The 23,360-nt window shown below is 39.9% G+C and carries 20 protein-coding genes; 10 read left to right on the top strand and 10 right to left on the bottom strand.

Annotation, left to right across the window (positions count from 1 at the left end):
• The first annotated feature begins 118 nt into the window (after positions 1-118).
• Positions 119-3,028, top strand: a complete 2,910-nt coding sequence (gene rapA, locus AC2IP4_RS12650; protein ID WP_375321634.1) for an RNA polymerase-associated protein RapA — start codon at positions 119-121, stop codon at positions 3,026-3,028.
• Positions 3,029-3,030: 2 nt separating this feature from the next.
• Positions 3,031-3,765 (top strand): pseudouridine synthase, encoded by a 735-nt coding sequence (locus AC2IP4_RS12645; protein ID WP_486310343.1) that lies wholly within the window; start codon positions 3,031-3,033, stop codon positions 3,763-3,765.
• Between the two features lie 70 nt (positions 3,766-3,835).
• On the opposite strand, the gene AC2IP4_RS12640 is transcribed toward AC2IP4_RS12645, so the two are convergent.
• From AC2IP4_RS12640 to argR, 4 genes are all read right to left on the bottom strand, one after another.
• Entirely contained in the window at positions 3,836-4,273 is a 438-nt protein-coding gene (locus tag AC2IP4_RS12640; RefSeq protein WP_060993948.1) for a universal stress protein, read from the bottom strand.
• Positions 4,274-4,328: 55 nt separating this feature from the next.
• Positions 4,329-6,908: a TRAP transporter permease gene (locus AC2IP4_RS12635; protein ID WP_486310342.1), complete on the bottom strand. Its 2,580-nt coding sequence runs from the start codon at positions 6,906-6,908 to the stop codon at positions 4,329-4,331.
• Between the two features lie 228 nt (positions 6,909-7,136).
• Positions 7,137-8,111 carry a TAXI family TRAP transporter solute-binding subunit gene (locus tag AC2IP4_RS12630; RefSeq protein ID WP_375321637.1) on the bottom strand — a complete coding sequence of 325 codons (975 nt, stop codon included), beginning with the start codon at positions 8,109-8,111 and terminating at the stop codon, positions 7,137-7,139.
• 346 nt (positions 8,112-8,457) lie between these two features.
• Complete coding sequence (argR, locus tag AC2IP4_RS12625; RefSeq protein ID WP_060993945.1) at positions 8,458-8,928, bottom strand: transcriptional regulator ArgR; 471 nt, start codon at positions 8,926-8,928, stop codon at positions 8,458-8,460.
• Between the two features lie 333 nt (positions 8,929-9,261).
• Between argR and mdh the strand changes: the two genes are divergently transcribed.
• On the top strand, positions 9,262-10,197 hold the full coding sequence (mdh, locus tag AC2IP4_RS12620) for a malate dehydrogenase (RefSeq protein WP_486310341.1): 936 nt from the start codon (positions 9,262-9,264) through the stop codon (positions 10,195-10,197).
• A gap of 82 nt (positions 10,198-10,279) precedes the next feature.
• On the opposite strand, the gene ispB is transcribed toward mdh, so the two are convergent.
• Positions 10,280-11,251: an octaprenyl diphosphate synthase gene (gene ispB, locus AC2IP4_RS12615; protein ID WP_105056827.1), complete on the bottom strand. Its 972-nt coding sequence runs from the start codon at positions 11,249-11,251 to the stop codon at positions 10,280-10,282.
• A gap of 276 nt (positions 11,252-11,527) precedes the next feature.
• Here ispB and rplU point away from each other — a divergent pair, with 276 nt between their 5' ends.
• From rplU to folA, 6 genes are all read left to right on the top strand, one after another.
• On the top strand, positions 11,528-11,839 hold the full coding sequence (gene rplU / locus AC2IP4_RS12610) for a 50S ribosomal protein L21 (protein WP_060993942.1): 312 nt from the start codon (positions 11,528-11,530) through the stop codon (positions 11,837-11,839).
• 17 nt (positions 11,840-11,856) lie between these two features.
• Positions 11,857-12,114 (top strand): 50S ribosomal protein L27, encoded by a 258-nt coding sequence (rpmA, locus tag AC2IP4_RS12605; RefSeq protein ID WP_012549189.1) that lies wholly within the window; start codon positions 11,857-11,859, stop codon positions 12,112-12,114.
• Positions 12,115-12,397: 283 nt separating this feature from the next.
• Positions 12,398-13,573: an Obg family GTPase CgtA gene (gene cgtA / locus AC2IP4_RS12600; RefSeq protein WP_060993941.1), complete on the top strand. Its 1,176-nt coding sequence runs from the start codon at positions 12,398-12,400 to the stop codon at positions 13,571-13,573.
• 123 nt (positions 13,574-13,696) lie between these two features.
• Positions 13,697-14,464, top strand: a complete 768-nt coding sequence (locus AC2IP4_RS12595; protein ID WP_105056829.1) for a threonine/serine exporter family protein — start codon at positions 13,697-13,699, stop codon at positions 14,462-14,464.
• Positions 14,464-14,955: a threonine/serine exporter family protein gene (locus AC2IP4_RS12590; RefSeq protein WP_375321638.1), complete on the top strand. Its 492-nt coding sequence runs from the start codon at positions 14,464-14,466 to the stop codon at positions 14,953-14,955. Before AC2IP4_RS12595 ends, AC2IP4_RS12590 begins: the two co-directional genes overlap by 1 nt.
• A 23-nt stretch (positions 14,956-14,978) precedes the next feature.
• Positions 14,979-15,458, top strand: coding sequence for a type 3 dihydrofolate reductase (gene folA, locus AC2IP4_RS12585; RefSeq protein ID WP_486310340.1), 480 nt, complete (start codon positions 14,979-14,981; stop codon positions 15,456-15,458).
• A 380-nt stretch (positions 15,459-15,838) separates the two neighbouring features.
• Here folA and apaH read toward each other — a convergent pair whose 3' ends face one another.
• The 5 genes from apaH to lptD all read right to left on the bottom strand — a co-directional run bounded on the left by apaH (position 15,839) and on the right by lptD (position 22,297).
• Entirely contained in the window at positions 15,839-16,663 is an 825-nt protein-coding gene (apaH, locus tag AC2IP4_RS12580; protein ID WP_375321640.1) for a bis(5'-nucleosyl)-tetraphosphatase (symmetrical) ApaH, read from the bottom strand.
• Positions 16,664-16,759: 96 nt separating this feature from the next.
• The gene (rsmA, locus tag AC2IP4_RS12575) at positions 16,760-17,581 is read right to left on the bottom strand and encodes a 16S rRNA (adenine(1518)-N(6)/adenine(1519)-N(6))-dimethyltransferase RsmA (RefSeq protein WP_486310339.1); all 822 of its coding nucleotides are present in this window, start codon (positions 17,579-17,581) and stop codon (positions 16,760-16,762) included.
• Complete coding sequence (pdxA, locus tag AC2IP4_RS12570) at positions 17,578-18,567, bottom strand: 4-hydroxythreonine-4-phosphate dehydrogenase PdxA (RefSeq protein WP_486306948.1); 990 nt, start codon at positions 18,565-18,567, stop codon at positions 17,578-17,580. The genes rsmA and pdxA overlap by 4 nt, the downstream gene beginning before the upstream one ends.
• A complete protein-coding gene (gene surA, locus AC2IP4_RS12565) occupies positions 18,560-19,873 on the bottom strand; it encodes a peptidylprolyl isomerase SurA (RefSeq protein ID WP_486310338.1) in 1,314 nt (437 codons plus the stop codon). Before surA ends, pdxA begins: the two co-directional genes overlap by 8 nt.
• Before the next feature lie 69 nt (positions 19,874-19,942).
• On the bottom strand, positions 19,943-22,297 hold the full coding sequence (gene lptD, locus AC2IP4_RS12560) for an LPS assembly protein LptD (protein ID WP_486310337.1): 2,355 nt from the start codon (positions 22,295-22,297) through the stop codon (positions 19,943-19,945).
• 207 nt (positions 22,298-22,504) lie between these two features.
• Between lptD and djlA the strand changes: the two genes are divergently transcribed.
• Positions 22,505-23,350, top strand: coding sequence for a co-chaperone DjlA (gene djlA / locus AC2IP4_RS12555; protein WP_105056836.1), 846 nt, complete (start codon positions 22,505-22,507; stop codon positions 23,348-23,350).
• The last annotated feature ends 10 nt before the right edge of the window (positions 23,351-23,360 follow it).

The raw sequence follows: 23,360 nt of genomic DNA, 5'->3' as shown, positions 1-23,360 counted from the left end.
CTCTCATACAGTAAGATTGGCGCCCTTTTGAACCTCGCCATTTAGGCTGTCTATTCTCGGTTCTAAAATTCTCACTCTATATAAAATCAATTAATTAATTTTGAGGTGTATTACTACTATGTCATTTGCTTTGGGCCAACGTTGGATCAGTGATACAGAAAGTGATTTGGGTTTAGGAACAGTGGTTGCTGTTGACGATAGAACCGTATCCATACTTTTTGCCGCATCAGAAGAAAACCGTTTATACGCAAAACATGATGCACCCGTTACCCGAGTGATGTTCAATAAGGGAGACACAATTGAAAGCCATGAGGGCTGGTCACTTGAAGTTGAAGATGTTATTGAAGACGGTGGACTACTTACTTATATAGGTACTCGTGTAGATACAGATGAATTAAATGTTGTTCTTCGTGAGACGTTATTAAGTCACCAGATCCGCTTTAATAAACCTCAAGACAAATTATTTGCAGGTCAAATAGATCGCATGGATCGCTTTGCTTTGCGTTATCGTGCACTTCAAAATCAGTATGAGCAACATAAAAACCCAATGCGTGGTTTGTGTGGTATGCGCGCAGGTTTGATCCCGCACCAATTATTTATCGCTCAAGAAGTTGGTCGTCGTTACGCACCGCGTGTTTTACTGGCTGATGAAGTTGGTTTAGGTAAGACAATTGAAGCTGGCATGATCATTCATCAACAAGTGCTTTCTGGCCGTGCTGAGCGTGTATTAATTGTTGTGCCTGAAACATTGCAGCACCAATGGTTAGTTGAAATGATGCGTCGTTTTAACCTACATTTCTCTATTTTTGATGAAGAGCGTTGCATTGAATCTTACGCTGATTCAGAAAATCCATTTGATACAGCTCAACTTGTGTTGTGTTCATTAGATTTTATTCGTAAGAGTAAGCGTCGTTTTGAGCAAGTGGTTGAAGCGGATTGGGATCTTCTTGTTGTCGATGAAGCGCATCACCTTGAGTGGAACCAAACAAAACCAAGTCGTGAATACCAAGTGATTGAAGCGATTGCAGAAGAGACTGCTGGTGTTCTACTGCTAACAGCAACGCCTGAGCAACTAGGTCACGAAAGTCACTTTGCTCGTTTACGTTTGTTAGATCCAGATCGTTTTTACGACTATGACGCATTTGTTGAAGAAGAGCGTCAATATCAGCCTGTTGCTGATGCCGTAACCGCATTAATGAGTGGCGACAAGCTATCGAATGAGGCGAAAAATCGCATTGCAGATCTACTGTCTGAGCAAGATGCTGAGCCTCTGTTTAGAATTATTGAGTCTTCTGTATCAGAAGAAGAGCAAGCACAGGCGCGTCAAGAGTTAGTCGATAACTTAATGGACCGTCACGGTACAGGGCGTGTGTTATTCCGTAATACTCGTGCTGCTATTAAAGGTTTCCCATTACGTAACTTGAACTTAATGCCAATGCCTTTACCATCACAATATGCGACTTCTATGCGTGTGGCGACGATGATGGGTGGCCGCATGAGTGATGAAGCTCGTGCAATGAAGATGCTTTATCCTGAAGAGATCTTTCAAGAGTTTGAAGGTGATAGTGCAACGTGGTGGCAGTTTGATCCACGAGTTAACTGGTTGCTTGAGTTATTAAAAGAGAACCGTAATGAGAAAGTACTAATTATTGCTTCTCGTGCTTCAACAGCGTTGCAACTAGAACAAGCGTTACGTGAGCGTGAAGGTATTCGTGGTACGGTTTTCCATGAAGGTATGTCTATCATTGAACGTGATAAAGCAGCGGCTTACTTCGCACAAGAAGAAGGTGGTGCACAAGTACTTATCTGTTCAGAGATTGGCTCTGAAGGTCGTAACTTCCAGTTTGCTAACCAATTGGTGATGTTTGATTTACCGTTTAATCCTGATCTACTTGAGCAACGTATTGGTCGTTTGGATCGTATTGGTCAAAAACGCGATATTGAGATTCATGTTCCGTATTTACAAGGCACATCTCAAGAATTATTAGCTCGTTGGTTTGATGAAGGTTTAAATGCTTTTGGTGAAACCTGTCCAACAGGTCGAGCGGTATATGAAAAATTCTCTGATACGATCATTGCCATTTTGGCGACGGGTAAATCAGATGGATTAGAACCTCTGATTGAAGAATCTGCAGCACTTAATAAAGAATTAAAAGCGCAATTAGAGCAAGGTCGAGATCGCTTATTAGAAGTTCACTCTAATGGTGGTGAGAAAGCCAAAGCCCTTGCTGAGAAAATTGCAGCAACTGATGGTGATACGAACTTAGTTAATTTTGCATTAAACCTATTTGATACGATTGGTTTGAATCAGGATGACAAAGGCGAAAATGCCATTGTTGTTACTCCGGCAGAAAATATGTTGGTCTCAAGCTACCCAGGTTTACCTTACGAAGGTTGTACGATTACGTTTGATCGTGAAACGGCACTTTCTCGTGAAGACATGAATTTGATCAGCTGGGAACACCCAATGATCCAAGGTGGTATTGATTTAGTATTAACTGAAGGTGTGGGCGCTACGGCTGTTTCTTTATTAAAGAACAAAGCTCTACCAGCGGGTACTTTATTACTTGAATTGGTTTATGTGGTGGATGCACAAGCGCCTAAGCAAAGTGGTATCGGTCGTTTCTTACCTAAAACGCCAATCCGTTTAATGATGGATGGTAAAGGTAATGATCTTTCAGCTCAAGTTGAGTTTGAAAGCTTTAATCGTCAGTTAAGTCCGGTCAACCGCCATATGGCAAGTAAGCTTGTGAACTCTGTTCAAAAAGAGATCCATGCGCTAATTGATACGGCTGAAGTAAGCATTGAAGATCGTATTGAAGCGGTTCGAGTCGATGCAAACGCAGAGATGAAAGCTGCATTAAATGCAGAGCTAGAGCGTTTACAAGCATTGAAAGCGGTAAACCCAAATATCCGTGATGAAGAGTTAACTCAAATCGAAACTCAAATGAGTGAGCTTTCTGGATACATAGGTAAAGCGCAAGTTCAGCTTGATTCACTGCGTTTAATCGTTGTGAGCCATAACTAATCATGGCAATGCTTGAATACAATCCACCAATGGAACCGCTTGATATTGTCTATCAAGACGAAGCGATTCTTGCGGTGAATAAACCTGCCGGATTACTCTCTAACCCCGGCAGGGCGCCAGAGCACTATGACAGTGTATGGTCCCGTGTTATTGCTGAGTTTCCAGAAGCTCAACTTGTACACCGCCTTGATATGTCGACGTCTGGACTGATGATTTTTGCTTTATATAAAGAAGCTGAAAGGCACATTAAAAAACAGTTTCAGTACCGTTTAACTCATAAAGTGTATTACGCACGAGTATGGGGAAAAGTCGAGAAAACAGAAGGTCATATTGATTTACCGCTAATTTGTGATTGGCCAAATCGTCCACGCCAAATGGTGTGTTACGAGCATGGAAAGCCATCACAAACGGGGTATCAAGTGATACAGGTTGAAGATAAGACAACATTAGTGCGTTTATTACCGATTACGGGCCGCTCTCATCAACTGCGTGTGCATATGATGGAAGAAGGTCATGAGATTGTCGGTGATGAGTTTTACGCATGTGAAGAGGCTCTGGCGTTTTCTGAACGTTTGCAATTGCACTCAGCTGAATTGAGTTTTTATCATCCTGAGACTGAGCAATTTATCAGTTTATTTGCGCCTTGTGAGTTTTACCCAGAAGCAAAATCTGGTGTGTTAGATTCAATGGATATTGCGCCAATAAGACCTGATTATAAAACTTTACCTAAGCAGTAAGGGTTTTCATATACGACTAAAAACAAAAAAGGAGCCGATGAGCTCCTTTTTATTTTTAGTTACAGATAAGTTAACCTTGAGGTTTAACTACCATAACGTTGATTGGAGAGTTTTCGACTACTTTACTCGCTACAGAACCGAGCATGACTTTATCTATTTTAGAGCGTTTATGACTTGGCATTACGATTAGGTCTGCGCCTAGACGTTCAGCATAATCTAAAATAGTGACGTAAGGTTTACCTTCCGCAACGTGTACTCTATATACCACGTCTTCATCTACAAACTTAGCCGCAAATTCATTCAGTTGTTTTGATACATCGTCTTTCATTTGTTTTGCTGCGCCTTTAGGAAAATAAGTCGACACCATCGACATATGAATCCCAGGTAATACATTCAGCAAATGAAGCTCAGCATTAGAATGTTTTGCGTGCCAAACTGCTAGTTCAACCGCTTTATCAGCAAAGCCTTTATCATTTAAATCTACTGGAACCAAAATTTGTTTATACATAATTTTTATTACCTAATTAGGGGAGTACTTCTCCCCTTAGATTCCATTCATTAATTTATGCCGCTAAGTTTTCCTTTTTAGCTCGGCGACGCTGATTAAAGCCTAGTGTAAACAATAAAAGAAGAGTTGGTACAAATACCCATTCTTTTAATGGTCGGTCTGCATCAAGAACCACATTCTTTATTTCCCAATCAAAATCTATTCCTGAAGCTTCAGCAGGACTGCCAAACTCGACCATGTCTACGATCATTTTGTTATCAACCTCAGATAACATAAGTCCCATAGAGCCAACTCGATCTTCACCAGTAACTGCTCGATCTTCAAAAGGCAAACGAACCGTTTTACTTACGACATCACCTTCAAGATTCTGACCGACAACTTCTAATGTCAGTGATTGTCCCACATTTAAGTCTTCAGCAATTTGAGCAATCTCAATACCTTGATAATAATCTTTGGCAGGATAGATCTTATCCCACCAAAAACCAGGACGGAATAATGAAAAAGTGATCAGAAGTAGTAAAACGACCTCCCACCATTTTGTTTTCGTAAACCACCAGCCTTGAGTTGCCGCTGAGAAGGTCAACATAGCAATGATCGAAGAGATAATTGTTAGAGCTAAATGCCACCAAGAATCAATGCCCATTAGCAATAGTTGGGTATTGAAGACAAACATGAAAGGCAAAATAGCGGTACGAATATCGTAGGTGAAACCTTGAATACCTGTGCGGATTGGATCTGATTTAGCAATCGCGGCAGCTGCAAATGCGGCTAGACCTACAGGAGGAGTGTCATCGGCTAAAATACCAAAATAAAACACAAATAAGTGAACCGCAATTAATGGAATAATCAGACCGTGCGCAGCACCTAGAGTTACAATAACTGGAGCCATCAAAGTGGATACAACAATGTAGTTAGCCGTTGTTGGCAAGCCCATTCCTAAGATTAGGCTAATTACCGCGGTAAATAACAGCATAAGAATGATGCTACCACCAGAGATAAACTCTACAAAATCAGTCATGACTAGTCCGATACCCGTTAAGGTTACGACACCAACAACAATACCAGCCGCTGCGGTCGCCACACCAATACCAATCATGTTTCGAGCTCCTGATACTAGGCTCTCTAGTAAATCATCAAACCCTTGTTTTACTTGTTCAGCGGCATTGCCTTCTTTGGTAAAGAAACCAATTAATGGGCGCTGAGTCAGTAAAATGAAAATCATAAATACTGATGCCCAAAAAGCAGATAAACCCGGTGAGAAGCGTTCTACTGTTAAACACCATACTAATACGACGATTGGTAATAAGAAATGCAGGCCAGATTTAATGGTTGGTCCTGGATCAGGTACTTCAGTCAGTTCTTCATCAATCGCCATCATGGCATGTTCTTGATATTTTGCAGAGATGCTAACTAAGCCAACATAAGAAAGTAATAGAGCAACGGTTACAATTGGGATTGCGGCATCACCAAAGGCATCTTTAGTCCAGCCAATACCGTAATAAACAGCAGCGCTCATAACACAAAGACCTAAAATGGTTGCTGTGAATGAAAGTAAGCTGTGAAGTAACTTTGGTGTATGGCGACGAGGAAGGCCGGTCATTCCTGCTTTACATGCTTCTAGATGAACAATGTAAAGTAGGGCGATATAAGAAATTAGGGCGGGTAATAACGCAGCTTTAATTACTTCTACATAAGAGATACCAACGTATTCAACCATTAAGAATGCTGCAGCACCCATAATTGGTGGTGTTAACTGTCCATTGGTTGAGGCGGCAACTTCGACAGCTCCTGCTTTTTCACCAGAGAAGCCAACACGTTTCATTAGTGGAATCGTAAACGTACCTGTGGTTACTACGTTAGCGATAGAAGAACCAGATACTAGGCCAGATAAGCCAGAAGCAACTACCGCCGCTTTTGCTGGACCGCCTTTCATATGACCAAGTAAAGAGAAAGCCACTTTAATAAAATAAGCACCTGCGCCTGCTTTTTCTAGCATGGCACCAAAAAGCACAAATAAGAAAACGAATGAGGTTGAAACGCCTAAAGCAACGCCAAAAACACCTTCAGTTGTTAACCATAGGTGTGACATTGCTTTGTTTAGACTCGCGCCCTTGTGTGCAATTACATCTGGCATATGAGGGCCAGCAAAGGTGTAAAGCAAAAATACTGCAGCTACAACCATAAGTGGTGGACCTAAAGCACGACGAGTTGCCTCAAGCAATAACACCATACCAACGACTGATGCAATGATGTCAGGAGTTGTTGGTGCCCCTGAACGATCAGCAAGTTGTGTATAAAAAATATAAATATAAGCAGCAGAAAAACTACCAGCGAAAGCAAGAGCCCAATCAATGGCTGGAATACGATCTCGTGGTGAGTTTTTTAAGGCGGGATACGCGGTGAAAGCTAAAAAGATAGCAAACGCTAAATGTACTGAGCGAGCTTCTGTATCATTAAGTATGCCGAAATCAAAAATGAACGGTAAAGGGGAAGCATACCAGAGTTGGAATAAAGACCAACATAGTGGAACAAACCATAGAATTCGGCCAGATAATCCTTGCGGTGAACGAGCACCTGTATCAGATTGGGCCACCATTTCTTGCACATCTTGTGACGTATTTGACGACTGCGTCATGTACTTTTCCTTAGTGATGGTCGAATCTAACACTCAATCATTAAGTATTAGATTACTGAATATAAGCCAATATATAGGCTAGAAATAACCGATCTTCAAATCCGTTTTATTATTGATTGTTATCCGTTGTATGGAAAGATCAGGGGGGAGCGAAGAAATGAAGAGACCAATGGCCTCTTCACTTTATAGTCACGTTACTTATCAAAAGTTACGTACGTAGAAGAAAAACTATTTTAGTAGACCAACTTCTTTGTAATATTTCACAGCACCAGGGTGTAGTGGAATAGAAAGACCTGCTTTTACCATGTCTTCTTTTTTCAAGGTTGCAAATGCTGGGTGAAGGCGTTTGAATGTATCAAAGTTTTCAAACACTGCTTTTGCTACGCTGTAAGCAACTTCGTCTGAAACATCTGATGTTGTTACCATTGTTGCTGCTACACCAAAACTATTAACAGCACCTTCTGTACCACGATACATACCTGCTGGAACTGTGCTGTATGCATAGTAAGGGTTATCAGCAACGATTTTATCAATCTTAGGTCCAGTAGCAGATACTAGTTTTGCGTCACATGATGTAGTTGCTTCTTTGATTGAGCCATTTGGGTGACCAACCATGTAAATGAAAGCATCAATTTTATTATCACAAAGAGCTTGAGAACGCTCTGAACCTTTTAGCTCTGAAGCAAGCTTAAAGCTATCATTTGTCCAACCCATGGCACCCATTACGACACCCATTGTTGCACGGTCACCAGACCCTGGATTACCAATGTTTACACGTTTACCTTCAAGATCAGCAACGTTGTTAATACCTGAATCTTTACGAGCGATGATGTTAAAAGGTTCTGTATGAAGAGAGAACATCGCACGGAGTTTCTTATAAGGGCCTTGAGCTTCAAATTTACTTGTGCCGTTGTAACCATGGTACTGCCAATCTGACTGTACGATACCAAAGTCCAGTTCGCCTGAACGGATAGTATTTACGTTATAGATAGAACCACCAGTTGATTCCACAGAACAGCGAACATTATGCTCCTTGCGATCTTTATTCACTAATTTACAGATAGCACCACCCGTTGGGTAATAAACACCTGTTACAGAGCCTGTTCCAATAGTAATGAAATCTTGAGCACTTGCTGAGCTCATGCCTGCACCAAACATTGCTGCAGCAATAGCGCTTGCTTTAATTAAGGTTTTTAATGCCATGTTATTCCTTTCCTTATTATTGTGTTTCTTTACTGTTTTAAAAGATCTCTAAAAGTGAGAGATAATGAAAGTAAGAAACCGTATTTATTCACTTCATTGTAAAGTGTTTTAAATTTCCTGTTACAGAAATGGCATGTGAATGATAGCAAACTAATGCGCACTTTTTAAAATAGTGTTAATTAAATTATGCCAAAACTGTGAAATAAATAACTATTGATTCTATTAATAATTAGCACAATGTGTGGTTTTAACATTTCTGCTGTATTTACTAATGATTTTAATGGAGAAGAATATACGGAGAGAGGTCGCTTTAATAAAAGAAAAGCGACCTTTAAAAGAAGCTGGTTTAAATGCTGTATTCAAATAGGTCACAAACAGAATCGAATAACTTCGAGACTTCAATGTTTCTGGTTGGTGTAATGAAGATAGTATCATCGCCAGCAACGACACCTAAAATACCTTCAGATTTACCTAAAGAGTCTAATAAGCGAGCAATTAATTGAGCAGCGCCAGGGCCTGTGTGAATAACAACTAATGCATTGTTGTAATCAATATCCATCACTAATTCACGTAAAGAGCTTGAAACCGTAGGTACACCAAGCTCAATAGGAAGGCAGTACACCATTTCCATTTTCGCATTGCGAGTACGTACAGCACCAAATTTAGTTAGCATTCGGGATACTTTTGATTGATTTATGTTATCGAAACCTGAGATTCGAAGCGCATCAACAATTTCACCTTGAGAACCAAATCGTTCTGCTTTAAGAATGGATTTAAATTCTTTAACTAATAGTTCTTGCTTTTCATTATTTCGCATGATGTTTTGATTCTTTTTGCAATAATTATAACTATTCTCGCATAATTATTTAAGTATAACCAAATCAAAATGGCATTTATGTGAATACTTACTCATGAATTATTCATTTCTTTTTGCCCAAGATCTCTAATTCGTTAGACAATTTCATTTACAAACAAGGATAAATGCAAGTAGAGTCGCGTTCAGTTTGTGGCTGGGTTCGGATGTCATTGCGTAAGGTCGCAAAGCGAAGCAAATAGCATTGAATTTAATTTGAGCTTGCTATAACGTCACTTTCAGTTTGAAAGTAAATTAATAATAAAAATATACCTCTACCACTCAAGGAGAACGAACATGAAAGTTGCTGTTATTGGCGCCGCAGGAGGCATCGGACAAGCGTTAGCATTACTTCTTAAGAATCGATTACCAGCAGGATCTGATCTTGCTCTTTATGATATTGCTCCTGTAACACCTGGTGTTGCTGCGGATCTTAGCCATATCCCAACACCAGTTTCTATTAAAGGTTATTGTGGTGAGGATCCAACGCCAGCTCTTGATAACGCCGATGTGGTTTTAATTTCTGCTGGTGTTGCTCGTAAACCAGGAATGGATCGTTCAGATCTTTTCAATATTAATGCCGGTATTGTTAAGTCATTAGCTGAAAAAATTGCAGTGACTTGCCCAAATGCATGTATAGGCATTATTACTAATCCGGTAAATACAACAGTAGCAATTGCCGCTGAAGTATTAAAGAAAGCGGGTGTATACGATAAGAATAAGCTATTTGGTGTCACGACATTGGATGTGATCCGCTCTGAAACATTTGTAGCTGAGTTGAAAGATAAAGATCCAGGTGAGATCCGTGTACCTGTTATTGGTGGTCACTCTGGCGTAACAATTCTTCCTCTTCTTTCTCAAGTTGAAGGTGTTGAGTTCACTGCTGAAGAAGTTGCTGCATTAGCTCCACGTATTCAAAATGCGGGTACTGAAGTAGTAGAAGCAAAAGCGGGTGGTGGTTCTGCAACGCTTTCAATGGGTCAAGCAGCATGTCGTTTTGGTTTATCACTAGTTAAAGCGCTTAGCGGTGAGAAAGGTGTTGTTGAATGTGCTTATGTTGAAGGTGACGGTGAGCATGCTCGTTTCTTTGCGCAACCAATTTTACTTGGTAAAAATGGGGTTGAAGAGATTCAGTCTTATGGTGAGTTGAGCGCACTTGAACAAGAAGCACTTGATAGCATGCTAGAAACGCTACAAGCAGATATTAAAATTGGTGAAGAGTTCGTTAAATAATACCAATTAGAGTTATTAAAAGAGAAAAGGCAGATAGTTATTTATCTGCCTTTTTTATTTTCTTATTTTTAAGCGTAAAGTGTTATTTACTGCGTTTAACGGCTAAGTGCGCTAACGCTTTTAATGCTTCTTTATATTCAGATTCGGGTAATATAGTTAACTCTGCAATTGCTTTATCTGCTTCTTCATCTGCTTTTTGTTTTGTATATTCTAATGATCCCACTTCTTTCATACAAGCAAGGATAGGCTCTAATTTATCTATGCCATTTCCTTTTTCTATTGCTTCACGGATCATTGCTGCTTGTTCTTCATTACCATTATTCATAGCATGTAATAAAGGAAGTGTTGGTTTACCCTCAGCAAGATCGTCACCGACATTTTTACCCATGTCTTCGCCATCTGAAGTGTAATCCATCACGTCGTCGATCAATTGAAAAGCCGTGCCTAAATATTTACCGTAATTTTGTAGTGCTGTTTCGATTTCTAATGGAGCGTTATTTAGGAGCGCGCCGATCTGAGTCGCCGCTTCAAATAAGCGAGCAGTTTTAGAATAGATTACTTGCATGTAACTTTCTTCGGTCGTATTAGGATCGTTGCAGTTCATTAATTGAAGAACTTCACCCTCAGCGATCACATTAACTGATTCACTCATTAAACTAAGGATCTTAATGGATCCTAAGCTTGTCATCATTTGGAATGAGCGAGTGTAAATAAAATCGCCAACGAGTACACTTGCGGCATTACCAAATTCAGCATTAGCCGTCGCTTTACCACGACGCATATCTGATTCATCGACAACGTCATCATGAAGTAATGTTGCAGTGTGAATAAATTCAATAAAGGCAGCTGCCATAGTGTGGTCTTTACCTTCGTATCCAAGTGCTTTTGCAGATAAAATGGCAAGCACAGGACGTAAGCGTTTTCCGCCGCCGCTTACAATGTAGAAACCAAGTTGGTTGATAAGCGCAACATCTGAATTCAGTTGAGCTAAGATAGTTTCATTTACGATTGCCATGTCATCAGCCGTGAGGGCTTGGATAGCTTTAAAATCCATTATTCTTCCAGCAAGGTTAGGGCCTAAGTTAGGCTTTATTGTAATAAGTGATTACATAAATAATACACTAAATTGAGGGTCGCAATACAGTCGTAAATTCCTCTCTTTTAGCCGATTGACTATTTCGTTTATCTTTTCATCATTTTTCTTCAATTTTGGGTTGTCAGATTGAAATCATTCGCGTAGAATCCACGCCCTATTGATGACAAGTTTAACGCACACCAAAATTGTTGAGTAAACAAATTAAATGGTAGTGCGAAAGTAGCGGAGTAAAATATGTACGCTGTTTTCCAATCTGGTGGTAAACAACACCGTGTAAGTGAAGGTCAAACTCTTCGCTTGGAAAAATTAGACGTTGAGACTGGCGCAACAGTTGATTTCGACAACGTTCTTATGATTGCTAACGGTGAAGAAATCACTGTTGGTGCACCTTTAGTAGCTGGCGGTAAAGTAACTGCGGAAGTAGTTCAGCACGGTCGTGGCGATAAAATTAAAATCGTTAAGTTCCGTCGTCGTAAGCATTCTCGTAAGCAACAGGGCCATCGTCAATGGTTCACTGAAGTCAGAATCACTGGCATCAGCGCTTAATTTAAGGAGAATAACAAATGGCACATAAAAAAGCTGGCGGTTCTACTCGTAACGGCCGCGATTCAGAAAGCAAACGTCTTGGTGTTAAGCGTTTCGGTGGCGAATCTGTTCTTGCAGGTAACATCATCGTACGTCAACGTGGTACTAAATTCCACGCTGGTACTAACGTAGGCATCGGTAAAGACCACACTCTATTCGCTCTATCTGAAGGTAAAGTGAAGTTTGAAGTTAAAGGTCCTAAAAACCGTAAATTCGTTTCTATCGACGCTGAATAATCGTTTTTAAAAACTAATTTTAAAAGCCCTGCCACTTGGCGGGGCTTTTTATTTATGGATAGTCACCAGTTAATTATTTTGTCGTTTATACTTATTTTAGGTTGGTATAACTAATGAGTTTAAATGCTAGAATACTTACCTAGTGACTATATTGATATATTACGTAGCGTAAAGATCATAGAAGATCCACTCTCATAATGTAATTTTGATTTGCAGTAAATAATCTGTATCAGAATAGAACAGTTAATGAAAAGATTACCAGCGCTACAGCTCGGAGAAGAAAATGAAATTCGTTGATGAAGCGACAATTAAAGTAGATGCAGGCGACGGCGGTAACGGTACTGTTAGTTTTTGGCGTGAAAAATTCGTAGCTAAGGGCGGCCCAGATGGCGGCGATGGCGGCGACGGTGGTGATGTTTACCTAGAAGCGGATGAAAATCTAAACACCCTAATTGATTACCGTTTTAACCGTTTTTATGATGCAGAGCGTGGTAAAAATGGTGGTGGCACAAACAGTACTGGTCGACGTGGTGCAGATATTACGTTGAAAGTACCTGTTGGTACGCGTGCTATTGATATTGATACTGGTGAGAAAGTTGCAGAGCTAATGGCTCATGGCATGAAGATCATGGTTGCTAAAGGCGGCTGGCATGGTTTAGGTAACACTCGTTTTAAATCATCTGTTAACCGTGCACCTCGTCAAAAGACAATGGGAACAAAAGGTGAGGTTCGTGAACTTCGTTTAGAACTTCTTTTGCTTGCTGATGTTGGTATGCTTGGTTTACCAAATGCTGGTAAGTCGACATTTATCCGCGCTGTATCTGCTGCAAAACCAAAAGTAGCTGACTACCCATTTACTACGCTTATTCCTAGCTTAGGTGTTGTACGTGCACGTGGTAATAAGAGCTTCGTTGTTGCTGATATTCCTGGTCTAATTGAAGGGGCTGCTGAAGGTGCAGGTCTTGGTGTTCGTTTCTTGAAGCACCTTGAGCGTTGTCGTGTATTGCTTCATGTAATTGATATCCTTCCAGTTGATGGCAGTGATCCTGTTCAAAATGCACTAACTATCATTGATGAATTAGAGCGTTACAGTGAGAAAGTTGCTGGTAAGCCTCGTTGGTTATTATTTAATAAGACTGATCTTCTACGTGAAGAAGAAACTGATGAAAAGATCGCTGAGATCTTAGAAGCACTTGCTTGGGATGATCGCTACTTTAAAATTGCAGCGGTAAGTCGCACTGGTACTCAAGAAGTATGTGATGAGCTATCTGACTTTATGGATACTCTACCAAAAGAGATTCAAACTGATGAAGAGAAAGCGGCTGATAAAGTCGACTTCATGTGGGATGATTACCATAAAGATGCTATTTCAGGTCAAAACGTTATTACTGAAGACGGTGATGATGATGATTGGGATGACGAAGAAGATGACGGTCATGTTATCTATGTCCGTGACTAAATCTTAATCAAGATAATTATTATAAAAAACCGCACTTGTTGCGGTTTTTTTTATTTAGGTCATTAAAGATAGAAATGAATAGCATAGAATAGAGGATTCATTTAGTTAACTATTACGAATAAAATGGACGAAAAACAAAGGGAAATATCACGTTTAGTCGCTAAAGCTGGGCAGATGTTACTTCAGCATGGTGCTGAAAGTAGTTTAGTATCAGATGTTAGTCGACGATTAGGACTTGCAGTAGGTGCGGATGATGTTGAAATTTCATTATCAGCCAGCTCACTTGTTATCACAACAATGATTGATGAACATTGTATGACAACTGCCCGAAGAGCGCCTGATCGTGGGATTAACATGCGAGCGGTCACTGAGATTCAAAGGATCTGCATTATGTCTGAAAAGGGCTTGTTAGATCGTCATGAAGCTGCAGTAAAATTAGATGCTATTAGCCCTGAAAGATACAATCGTTGGTTGGTGGTTGTTATGATCGGACTTTCTTGTGCTAGTTTTAGCCGATTGGCTGGCGGTGATTGGCCAGTATTTATGATGACATTTCTTGCTTCTTCTCTCGGTATGATTGTGAGACAAGAGATTGGACATCGACATTTTAATCCCTTACTTAACTTTGGCATCACAGCTTTTGTTACCACTCTTATTTCTTCTCAAGCTGTTATTTACAATATTGGTAATATCCCTTTTCTCGCAATGGCCTCGTCCGTTTTGATGTTAGTTCCTGGCTTCCCGTTAATTAATGCTGTGGCTGATATGGTGAAAGGCTACGTAAATATGGGAATAGCACGCTGGACATTTGCCACCTTACTTACTTTATCAACCAGTATCGGTATTGTTGGTGCAATGAATTTAGTCGGTGTATGGGGATGGATTAATTGATGAATAGTGTAGCGATGAGTTCTTTTTTTGATTTATTTATAGCGTTATTAAACGATATGTTTTTTGCAATGATCCCTGCTGTTGGTTTTGCTCTGGTTTTTAATGTTCCAGTGAAAGCATTAAAATACTGTGCAATTGGTGGTGCAATTGGCCATGGTACTCGATTTTTATTAATGCATTATGGATCTCCATTAGAATGGGCGACATTATGTGCAGCAACAACAGTTGGTATGATAGGAGTGCATTGGTCACATCGTTTTCTTGCGCATCCTAAAGTCTTTACGGTTGCAGCCTTAATTCCTATGATCCCTGGCGTTTTTGCCTTTAAGGCGATGATCGCTGTGGTAGAAATTAATCATCTTGGTTATTCTCCAGAATTATGGGCCATGATGATTGATAACTTAGTAAAAACGCTATTTACCATTGCGGCATTAGCAATTGGCCTTGCTATGCCGGGGCTGCTGTTTTACCGTAGAAAGTCGATTGTTTAAATCCAAATGTATAAGGAATAATTGTGAAAATTAGCATGATCGCCGCAATGGCAAAGAACCGAATTATTGGTGTTGATAATCAAATGCCATGGCACTTACCTGCTGATTTTGCATGGTTTAAGCAATGTACTATGGGTAAACCAATTGTGATGGGGCGTAAAACCTATGAGTCGATTGGTCGTCCTTTACCGGGTCGTTTGAACATTGTACTAAGCCGTGATGCGAACTTGAAGATTGAAGGTGTTACTTGTGTGACTTCAATTGATGAAGCGAAACAAGCCGCTGGTGATATTGAAGAGCTAATGATCATTGGTGGTGGTTCAATTTACCAAGGGTGTCTTGCTGATGCTGACAAACTCTATCTTACCTTTATTGACGCAGACATTGATGGTGATACTCAATTTCCTGATTGGGGTGAGGGTTGGAAACAAACTCATTCTGAAATGTATTTGCAAGATGAAAAGAATAAGTACGACATGGAATTTGTGGTTCTAGAAAAGTAAGAGCAGGACGAACTTCGTTCTAAAGGGAGCTTCGCTTAAGGTGTCAGGAAAAGCGATGTTCTGCGAAGTATTCCATATATTTATTAGCAACCCCCACTAACTCCCGCTTATATTTGCTTTATTGATCTCAATAACTTATCAAAAAAAGGGGGAGGACCATCTTTGTCGCTGTAGTTTCAGCACATGAATAACGGTTCCTCCCCTTGGTTAATCATATTCATTGACAGTAATTAATAATATAAGGGGAGGTTAGGAGGGGTTGCTAATGATGAGTTAAATAAGTCGTTTATTTTTTGCTGTTATAGCCTCTAGTCAGCAAAGCGTATAGTTTCTAGTTTCTGCACTTACTCGTCCCTCGAGCGTAGCGTCCTCGCATCTCGTTATTGCTCTATCGCCTTCTGCGTAAAATACTTCCCATCATCAACACGATACATCGTCATACATTCCCCCCATACGCAGCCTGTATCCAACGCTATTACGTCATTTCCTTCATGTCCCATGAGAGCTGCCCAATGACCAAATATGACTTTGTGAGTTAGGGGAAGGCGAGAGCTTAACTCAAACCAAGGGACTAATTTATCTTTATCTTCTTCTGATAAATCTTGTGGAGGTTGTTTACAGTCCATATCTAATCTTGCGTCATGAAAACAAAAGCGCATGCGTGTAAAAGCGTTGATAATGTAGCGATAACGCTCGATACCAGTAAGATCATTTTGCCATAAATCGGGTTGGTTTTCGTACATATTCTCTAATAACCAAACCCATTTATCCGATTGTAAAACCGATTCAACTTCACGCGCGCATTTAATTGCAGTGCTAATATCCCACTGAGGAGAAATACCAGCATGACTCATGACAATATTATGTTCAGAATGAACAGATAACAAAGGTTGTTGGCGTAACCAAGCTAATAATTCTTTGCTATCTGGGGCAGAGAAAATAGGGGCTGTTTTATCTTTTTCTTTTACACGAGAAATGCCTTGAGAGACGGCAAGTAAATGCAGATCATGATTGCCAAGAATAGTAACTGCTGCTGTCCCTAATGATTTCACAAAGCGAAGGGTTTCTAATGATTTTGGACCACGAGCGACGAGATCTCCTGTTAACCATAGTTGGTCTTTTTCTTTATCAAAGCTAACTTGGTCTAACAATAATAATAGTTCGTCTAGACATCCTTGAATATCACCTACAAAATAGGTCGCCATGTCTCTTTCCTCTCATCTCATTATTAAAGCTTAGATAGAAAAAAGGTGACAATGAAGTCACCTTTATATTTAACTGTTATTGATTATACGCTTAACTTAAGCTTCAGCTTGGAAGTTGTCATTTAACCAGTTTGCCATCGTTACAAATTGTTCTAACGTTAGGTTCTCAGGACGAAGAGAAGGGTTAATGCCTAATTCTTCTAGCTGTTCTTTTGTTAGCAATGCTTTAAAACAGTTACGAATTGTTTTACGACGTTGATTAAAGCCCTCACGACATACACGGTCTAACCATTTCAGGTTTTTAGCTGGGTATGGAAGTACCTCATAAGGTACTAAGCGAACAACCGCAGAATCCACTTTTGGTGGCGGAACAAATGCAGTTGGCGGCACTTCAAGTACTGGCATTACTTTACAAAAATATTGAGCCATTACTGTTAAGCGGCCATAAGCTTTAGTACCAGGTCCTGCTGCTAAACGGTTTACCACTTCTTTTTGTAGCATAAAGTGCATGTCTTGAATGTCTTTATGGAATTCAAAAAGGTGGAACATTAACGGTGTTGAAATGTTGTATGGCAAGTTACCAAAAATACGTAATTTATTACCTTCTTGGATAAGTTGCGTGAAGTCGAAGCGCATTGCATCGCCTTCATGAATAGTTAGTTTGCTACCCAATTCAGGGTGAGTGCGCAAACGAGCGGCTAAGTCACGGTCAAGCTCGATAACCGTAAACTTATCAACTTCACGACCAACTGGCTCTGTGATAGCGCCAAGACCAGGACCAATTTCTACTAGGTTTTGACCTGATAAAGGGTTAATTGCAGATACGATTCCATCGATCACATAAGGGTCATTTAAGAAGTTTTGACCAAAGCGTTTTTTCGCTTTATGGCCTAGATGGACATCATTTCTTGTACTCATTTATTTTCTACCAGTTCAATTGCATGGGTTAGTGCGGTAATAAAGCTTCCTGCATCTGCTTTTCCAGTACCTGCTAATTCCAATGCAGTACCATGGTCTACTGAGGTTCGGATAAACGGTAAACCTAATGTGATGTTTACTGACTTTCCAAAACCTTTGAATTTTAGCACAGGAAGTCCTTGATCGTGATACATTGCAAGTACCGCATCTGCTTCTTGTAAATATTTATCTTGAAATAACGTGTCAGCCGGCAATGGACCAATAAGGTTCATTCCTTCTTCTTTACGCAATTCATTTAATGCTGGCGCTATGATATCAATTTCTTCACGTCCAAGACAGCCATCTTCGCCTGCATGTGGATTTAATCCACAGACAAAAATGGATGGGTTAGCAATTCCAAACTTGGTGATAAGATCTTGATGTAAGATTCGAGTAACTTGTTTTAAGCGATCCGCTGTAATGGCCTTGGCAACATAAGCAAGAGGTATGTGAGTAGTTACTAACGCAACACGTAACCCTTTTGTCGCTAGCATCATTACAACTTGCTGTGTATTGGATTGCTCAGCAAAAAATTCAGTGTGGCCACTAAAGGCAACACCTGCACGGTTGATAACGCCTTTATGCACAGGACCAGTTACGACTGCGTCAAATTCACCGTCCATATTACCTTGTGCTGCTCGACGCAAGGTATCAAGAACATAATGACCATTGGTTTCATTTAGCTCACCTGCAACGACATCGTCATTCAATTCGATATTATCGACAATTAAAGAGCCTGCCTTATGCATTTTTGCTGGTTCATGAGCGTTGTAGTCTTCAATAGCAATATTAATACCGAGCAGTTTGGCTCTCTGCTTTAGTGCGTTTTTATTACCACAAATAACTAATTGGTGAGGCCAATCTTGTTGTGCAATAGTTAAAACAAGATCTGGTCCGATACCTGCAGGTTCTCCTGGAGTAACTGCGATACGCTTAATCTTATTCATTATTTTCTTCACCATTATCATCTTGTAGAATTTCAACATAAGCACTTGCACGGATTTCTTGTAGCCAAGCTCCGGCTTCTTCATTAAATTTACGACTCATTAGGATGCGATAAGCTTTGTTTTTCATTGCGGCATCAGTTCTATCGACTTGGCGACGCTCTAATACTTCAACAATGTGCCAACCATGAACCGTTTTAAATGGTGCGCTGATTTGATCTACAGGCAGAGTTTCTACTTGATGTTTAAATTCAGGTACGTATAAATCAGGAGTTTGAAAACCTAGCTCACCATCTCTTGCCGCTGAGCCTGGATCTTGGCTATAGCGTTTAGCCATTTCACCAAAAGTAGCATTACCCGCTTTTATGTCTGCGATAATATTATTTAATTGGCGCTTTGCACCTTCATCACTCATGATTACTGAGGTTTTGATTAGGATATGACGCGCATTTACTTCAGTAACTGCAATCGTTTCAAGTCCCTTTACATCATCAATCTTAAGAATATGAAAACCTACGCCTGAGCGGAAAGGACCGATAATGCTATTCTTTCCTTCTCCTGTGATCTGGTCGGCAAAAATGGTCGGCATTTCTTCTTTTCGCATCCAATCCCAATCTCCACCTTGCAGAGCTTTAGGACCTTTTGAGTAGGTGTATGCCATAGTGGCAAAATCTGCACCTTGCTTTAAACGCTCAGTTAAATCTTTAGCCTGTTGTTCTACCGCTTCTTTATCCGCTTGGGTCGCGCCATCTTCTGTTCTTAGTTGAATGTGACTAATTTTGTATTGAACCGTTGCTTGTGTTTCTTCAGACAGTAATAAAGCAAGGCTTTCTACTTCTTGAGGAAGAATATTAATACGACGACGAACTTGTGCGTTTCGAGCTTCACTTGCTGCAATCTCCTTACGGATTTGTTCACGAAAACTTGCATACGGTAGCCCTTGAGCTGCTGTTTTTTGTTGTAACTGCGCAAGAGTCATGTTGTTTTCTTTTGCAATGCCTTTTAGTGCTTCTTCTAAACGAGTGTCGTCAATTCTAATCCCCATTTTTTCTGCTTGTTGGCTTTGAATGGTATCTACAATTAGTTTTTCAAGTACTTGTTCGCGAAGTACTGATTCTTCAGGTAATGGTTGTTTTTTTTCCTGAGCGTTAATTTTTACTGTTTTAATTGATGTGTCGATATCACTTTGAAGGACAACACCTTCATTAACAATGGCAACAACTCGGTCTAATTCGACAGGAGCAGCTTGTACATTTATAGCTAGCATCATTAATAGAGTGCTAATAAATGGAAATTTCCAGTTTTTCATAGTGTCATCCAAGAGTAAGGAGCATGAAATGCCTTTAGGGAAACAGCATTCCATGTATATCCATATAAATTAATTATTTAAATAAAACGGGCGACCATAGCCTAAAGCGTTGGTTGCTGAACCAGAGGTGATGCCAGTGTTAGTGCCTAAACCTCGAATCGCGATGGAAAGCATGAGGTTACTTTCATATTCTGGTTCGTAGCTTCCAATTAAACCTGAGGTTTCTGGTGCAATAATTTGATCGCTATAGGTTAAGCCAAATGACCAACAATCACTTAAATAGGTCGCGCCAACTAAAGTTTCTAGCATGAACTCTTCTTTTGTATCGTAAAAGTATTGAGCATTGAGATTCCAATTATTACCAATGTTGTATCGTGCTAATAAACCTGCTTGATAAATACCATAACGTGTCACAGATGACGGTCCAGGATCAGAATAGGATACATTATCATCGATATAACTCTTACTAACATAACGGTAGTTAGCTTGAATATAGCCACGACTGTGGCGGTATTCTAAGGTACTGTTTGCTACTTGTAGTTCACTTTCGTTAGAGTCGTATTGAATACCACCATGATAGAATAGATAGTCATTATAGTTAAAATCACTTTCTATCGCCCATGCAGATGAATTCTTGTTATCATTATTTTTAGATGTACCAGAACCATCCATATATAATATCTGCCCAAAAGATATATTCATTCGTTCTTTATAAGAATCATCGTAAAATCGAGATGTTGCGCCAATACTAAATTGGTTTGCAGCGGCAATATAATCAACACCACTGTATTGACGATCTCTGAATAGGCCATAATAATCTAACTGAAGTTTACTACTATCGTAGCCACCTTCACCTTGACCGCCATAGATCTCACTTTGGTCAACTTCTGGTACGTATAAGTATTGAATTTTTGGCTCGAGGGTTTGTAAATACTCTCCCAAGAACTTCTGTGTACTGTCTAAATAAATAGCACCATTAACCCTTACTTCTGGAATGGTTCGTGATGTATCTTCTTCCAAGCTGGATAGAGAAGGATTATTCTTATCAAAATCTTGAGTATAGTGGGTATAAAGTAAGCTGGCTTCAGGGGTTAAAGACCACCAAGTATCACTCAGTGGTAAGCTTAATTTAGGTTCCATATGAACTCGAGTTGCAGATGGTTTGGTTTTATCATCTGTGGCAAATTCACTAACATGACTATGAAAATTAAAATCTAGAGAATTATAAAATTGCGGAGCGTAGTAATTAAACTCAACCTGAGGCATTAGTCTATATGGTTTTTGATTTTCGACTAAAACCTGAAAATCACGCACACGCATGGTGAGATCCCAATCTTGAGAACGATATGAGACTTCCCCTGATTGACTTAATTGACCTTCATCACGTGTACCAATACTAGAGTTTAAATCCTGGAAGTAAGTAACATCACTAACCTGAGCGTATTCAACTTCAAATTTCCAGTGTTGCCTAAATATACCGGAATGATTCCAACTGGCCCCCCAACGAGCGCCTTTATCTTGGTTTTTGGCATCGTCCCCAAGATATTCTGCATTTAATTCACCAACGCCTAAATCGGTTAAATAGCGGAAATTACCTTCTAATTGAGTACCACGTTTTTCCATATAATTAATCGTGGTAATCGCATCGTAATTTGGTGCGATATTCCAATAAATAGGGACTGAAAGTTCAAAACCATCTTTACTGTCTAAACCTGCACTTGGAATTAATACCCCTGTTTTACGCTTATCGCCAACTGGAACGGTAATATAAGGAAGATATAAAATCGGCACATCAAGAACTTCAAAACGTGCATTATAGAAGGTTGCCCATTCATCAGATTGATCGAGTTCAATATCGCTGGCTTTAAAGCGCCAACTGTTATCGTCTGCCGGACAAGTAGTGAATGAAGCATCTTCTAACTGATAGATTTCTTGACCGGTTTTTAATACACGGCTAGCAGTACCACGAATTGGTTGGCATGACATTTTATAGGCCGCATTAATCATTGTGGTATCTTCGGTGCTTAAATCAGTAGTGACTTTGTCTGATTTTGACCTCATTTCCATGCTTGAATAGTCAACGTTACCTTCTGCAATCGCAATGTTTTCTTGTTGGTGTAACGTTATGTTATCTGCTTTTATTTCTTGACGACCTTTAATAATATGAACATTACCCTTATAGGTCGCCTTAGAATTATTTTTGGCTTCAACGCTGTCAGCTTGAATTAGTACTGGTTGTTGATCTTCTTCCTCTTTTGACATTTTTTCAGGCACCGGGCAAGAATTAACTGCGTTGGTCTGTAAAGGGAAGATAATGCTATTTTCTGGAGGTACGGTTGTGCTTCCATCATCAGCAATGACGGGAGAACCGTAAAGAAGGCATCCAGCAAATGAAGCAAGTAGGCTGCGAGAGGTAAAAGGCATCGAGTTAGACGTTCCTGTTCGTTATATTAATCCGCTGATATACTCAAAGAGACTAGACAGAGTCACTTGTTTATAATAAAGCAAAAGCTATGCCCAAACCACCTATAAGATGTCGCTATCATCTATTAATGGTTGTAAAGTAGTAGGCTGCGTTTGCTCATTATGTGACAGAGTAAAAATAAAATAATTCATTAATTGGAATTTAAAATGCAAATATTCGGCAAGATATTGGGTGGTTTTTTTGGTTTTCTATTTGGCGGCTTTTTTGGCGCGGCATTAGGGATCTTTATTGGCCATCAATTTGATAAAGCAAAGCGCATGGCAAACAGTGGCTTTACTTTTCAAACTGGCGGGGCTTCTCAAACTCAAAAACAAGCAGAGTTTTTCCATGCGGCTTTTGCCGTTATGGGTCATGTAGCTAAAGCCAAAGGGCAAGTTACTGCTCAAGAAATTCAGCTTGCTGCGATGATGATGGATCGTATGAATCTAAGTGCTGAGCAAAAAAGAGAAGCTCAAGAAGCATTTAGAGAAGGGAAAGAAAACGATTTTCCATTACGTGAAACGTTACAGAAAATCCGTTCAATTACCGGTGGTCGCTATGATCTGTTGCAGTTCTTTTTAGAGCTTCAGATAGCATCAGCAATTGCAGATGGTGATATTCATCCAAGTGAAAGAGACATTTTACACATTGTAGCTGAAGAACTTGGCTTTAGTGCTGAACAACTTGAAAAACGTTTGAAAATGCAAGAAGCGGCCTTTCGTTTTCAGCGCAGTGGTGGTTTTTCTGGTCAGCAAGGTGGCTCTCATCAAGGTCAATGGCAGAAAGCAAGTTCTGCGGACCAATTGAAAGATGCGTATAATTTACTAGGTATCAATGAAGATGCGGATGCTAAAACCATTAAACGTGCACACCGTAAGTTAATGAACGAGCATCATCCTGATAAATTGGTAGCAAAAGGATTACCACCAGAGATGATGGATATGGCTAAAGAAAAAGCACAAGAAATTCAAGGCGCTTACGATTTAATTAAAAAAGCAAAAGGGATTAAGTAATCCCTTTTAA

Source organism: Aliivibrio thorii (genome assembly GCF_057368585.1).
This window is presented reverse-complemented; position numbering and strand designations above follow the sequence as displayed.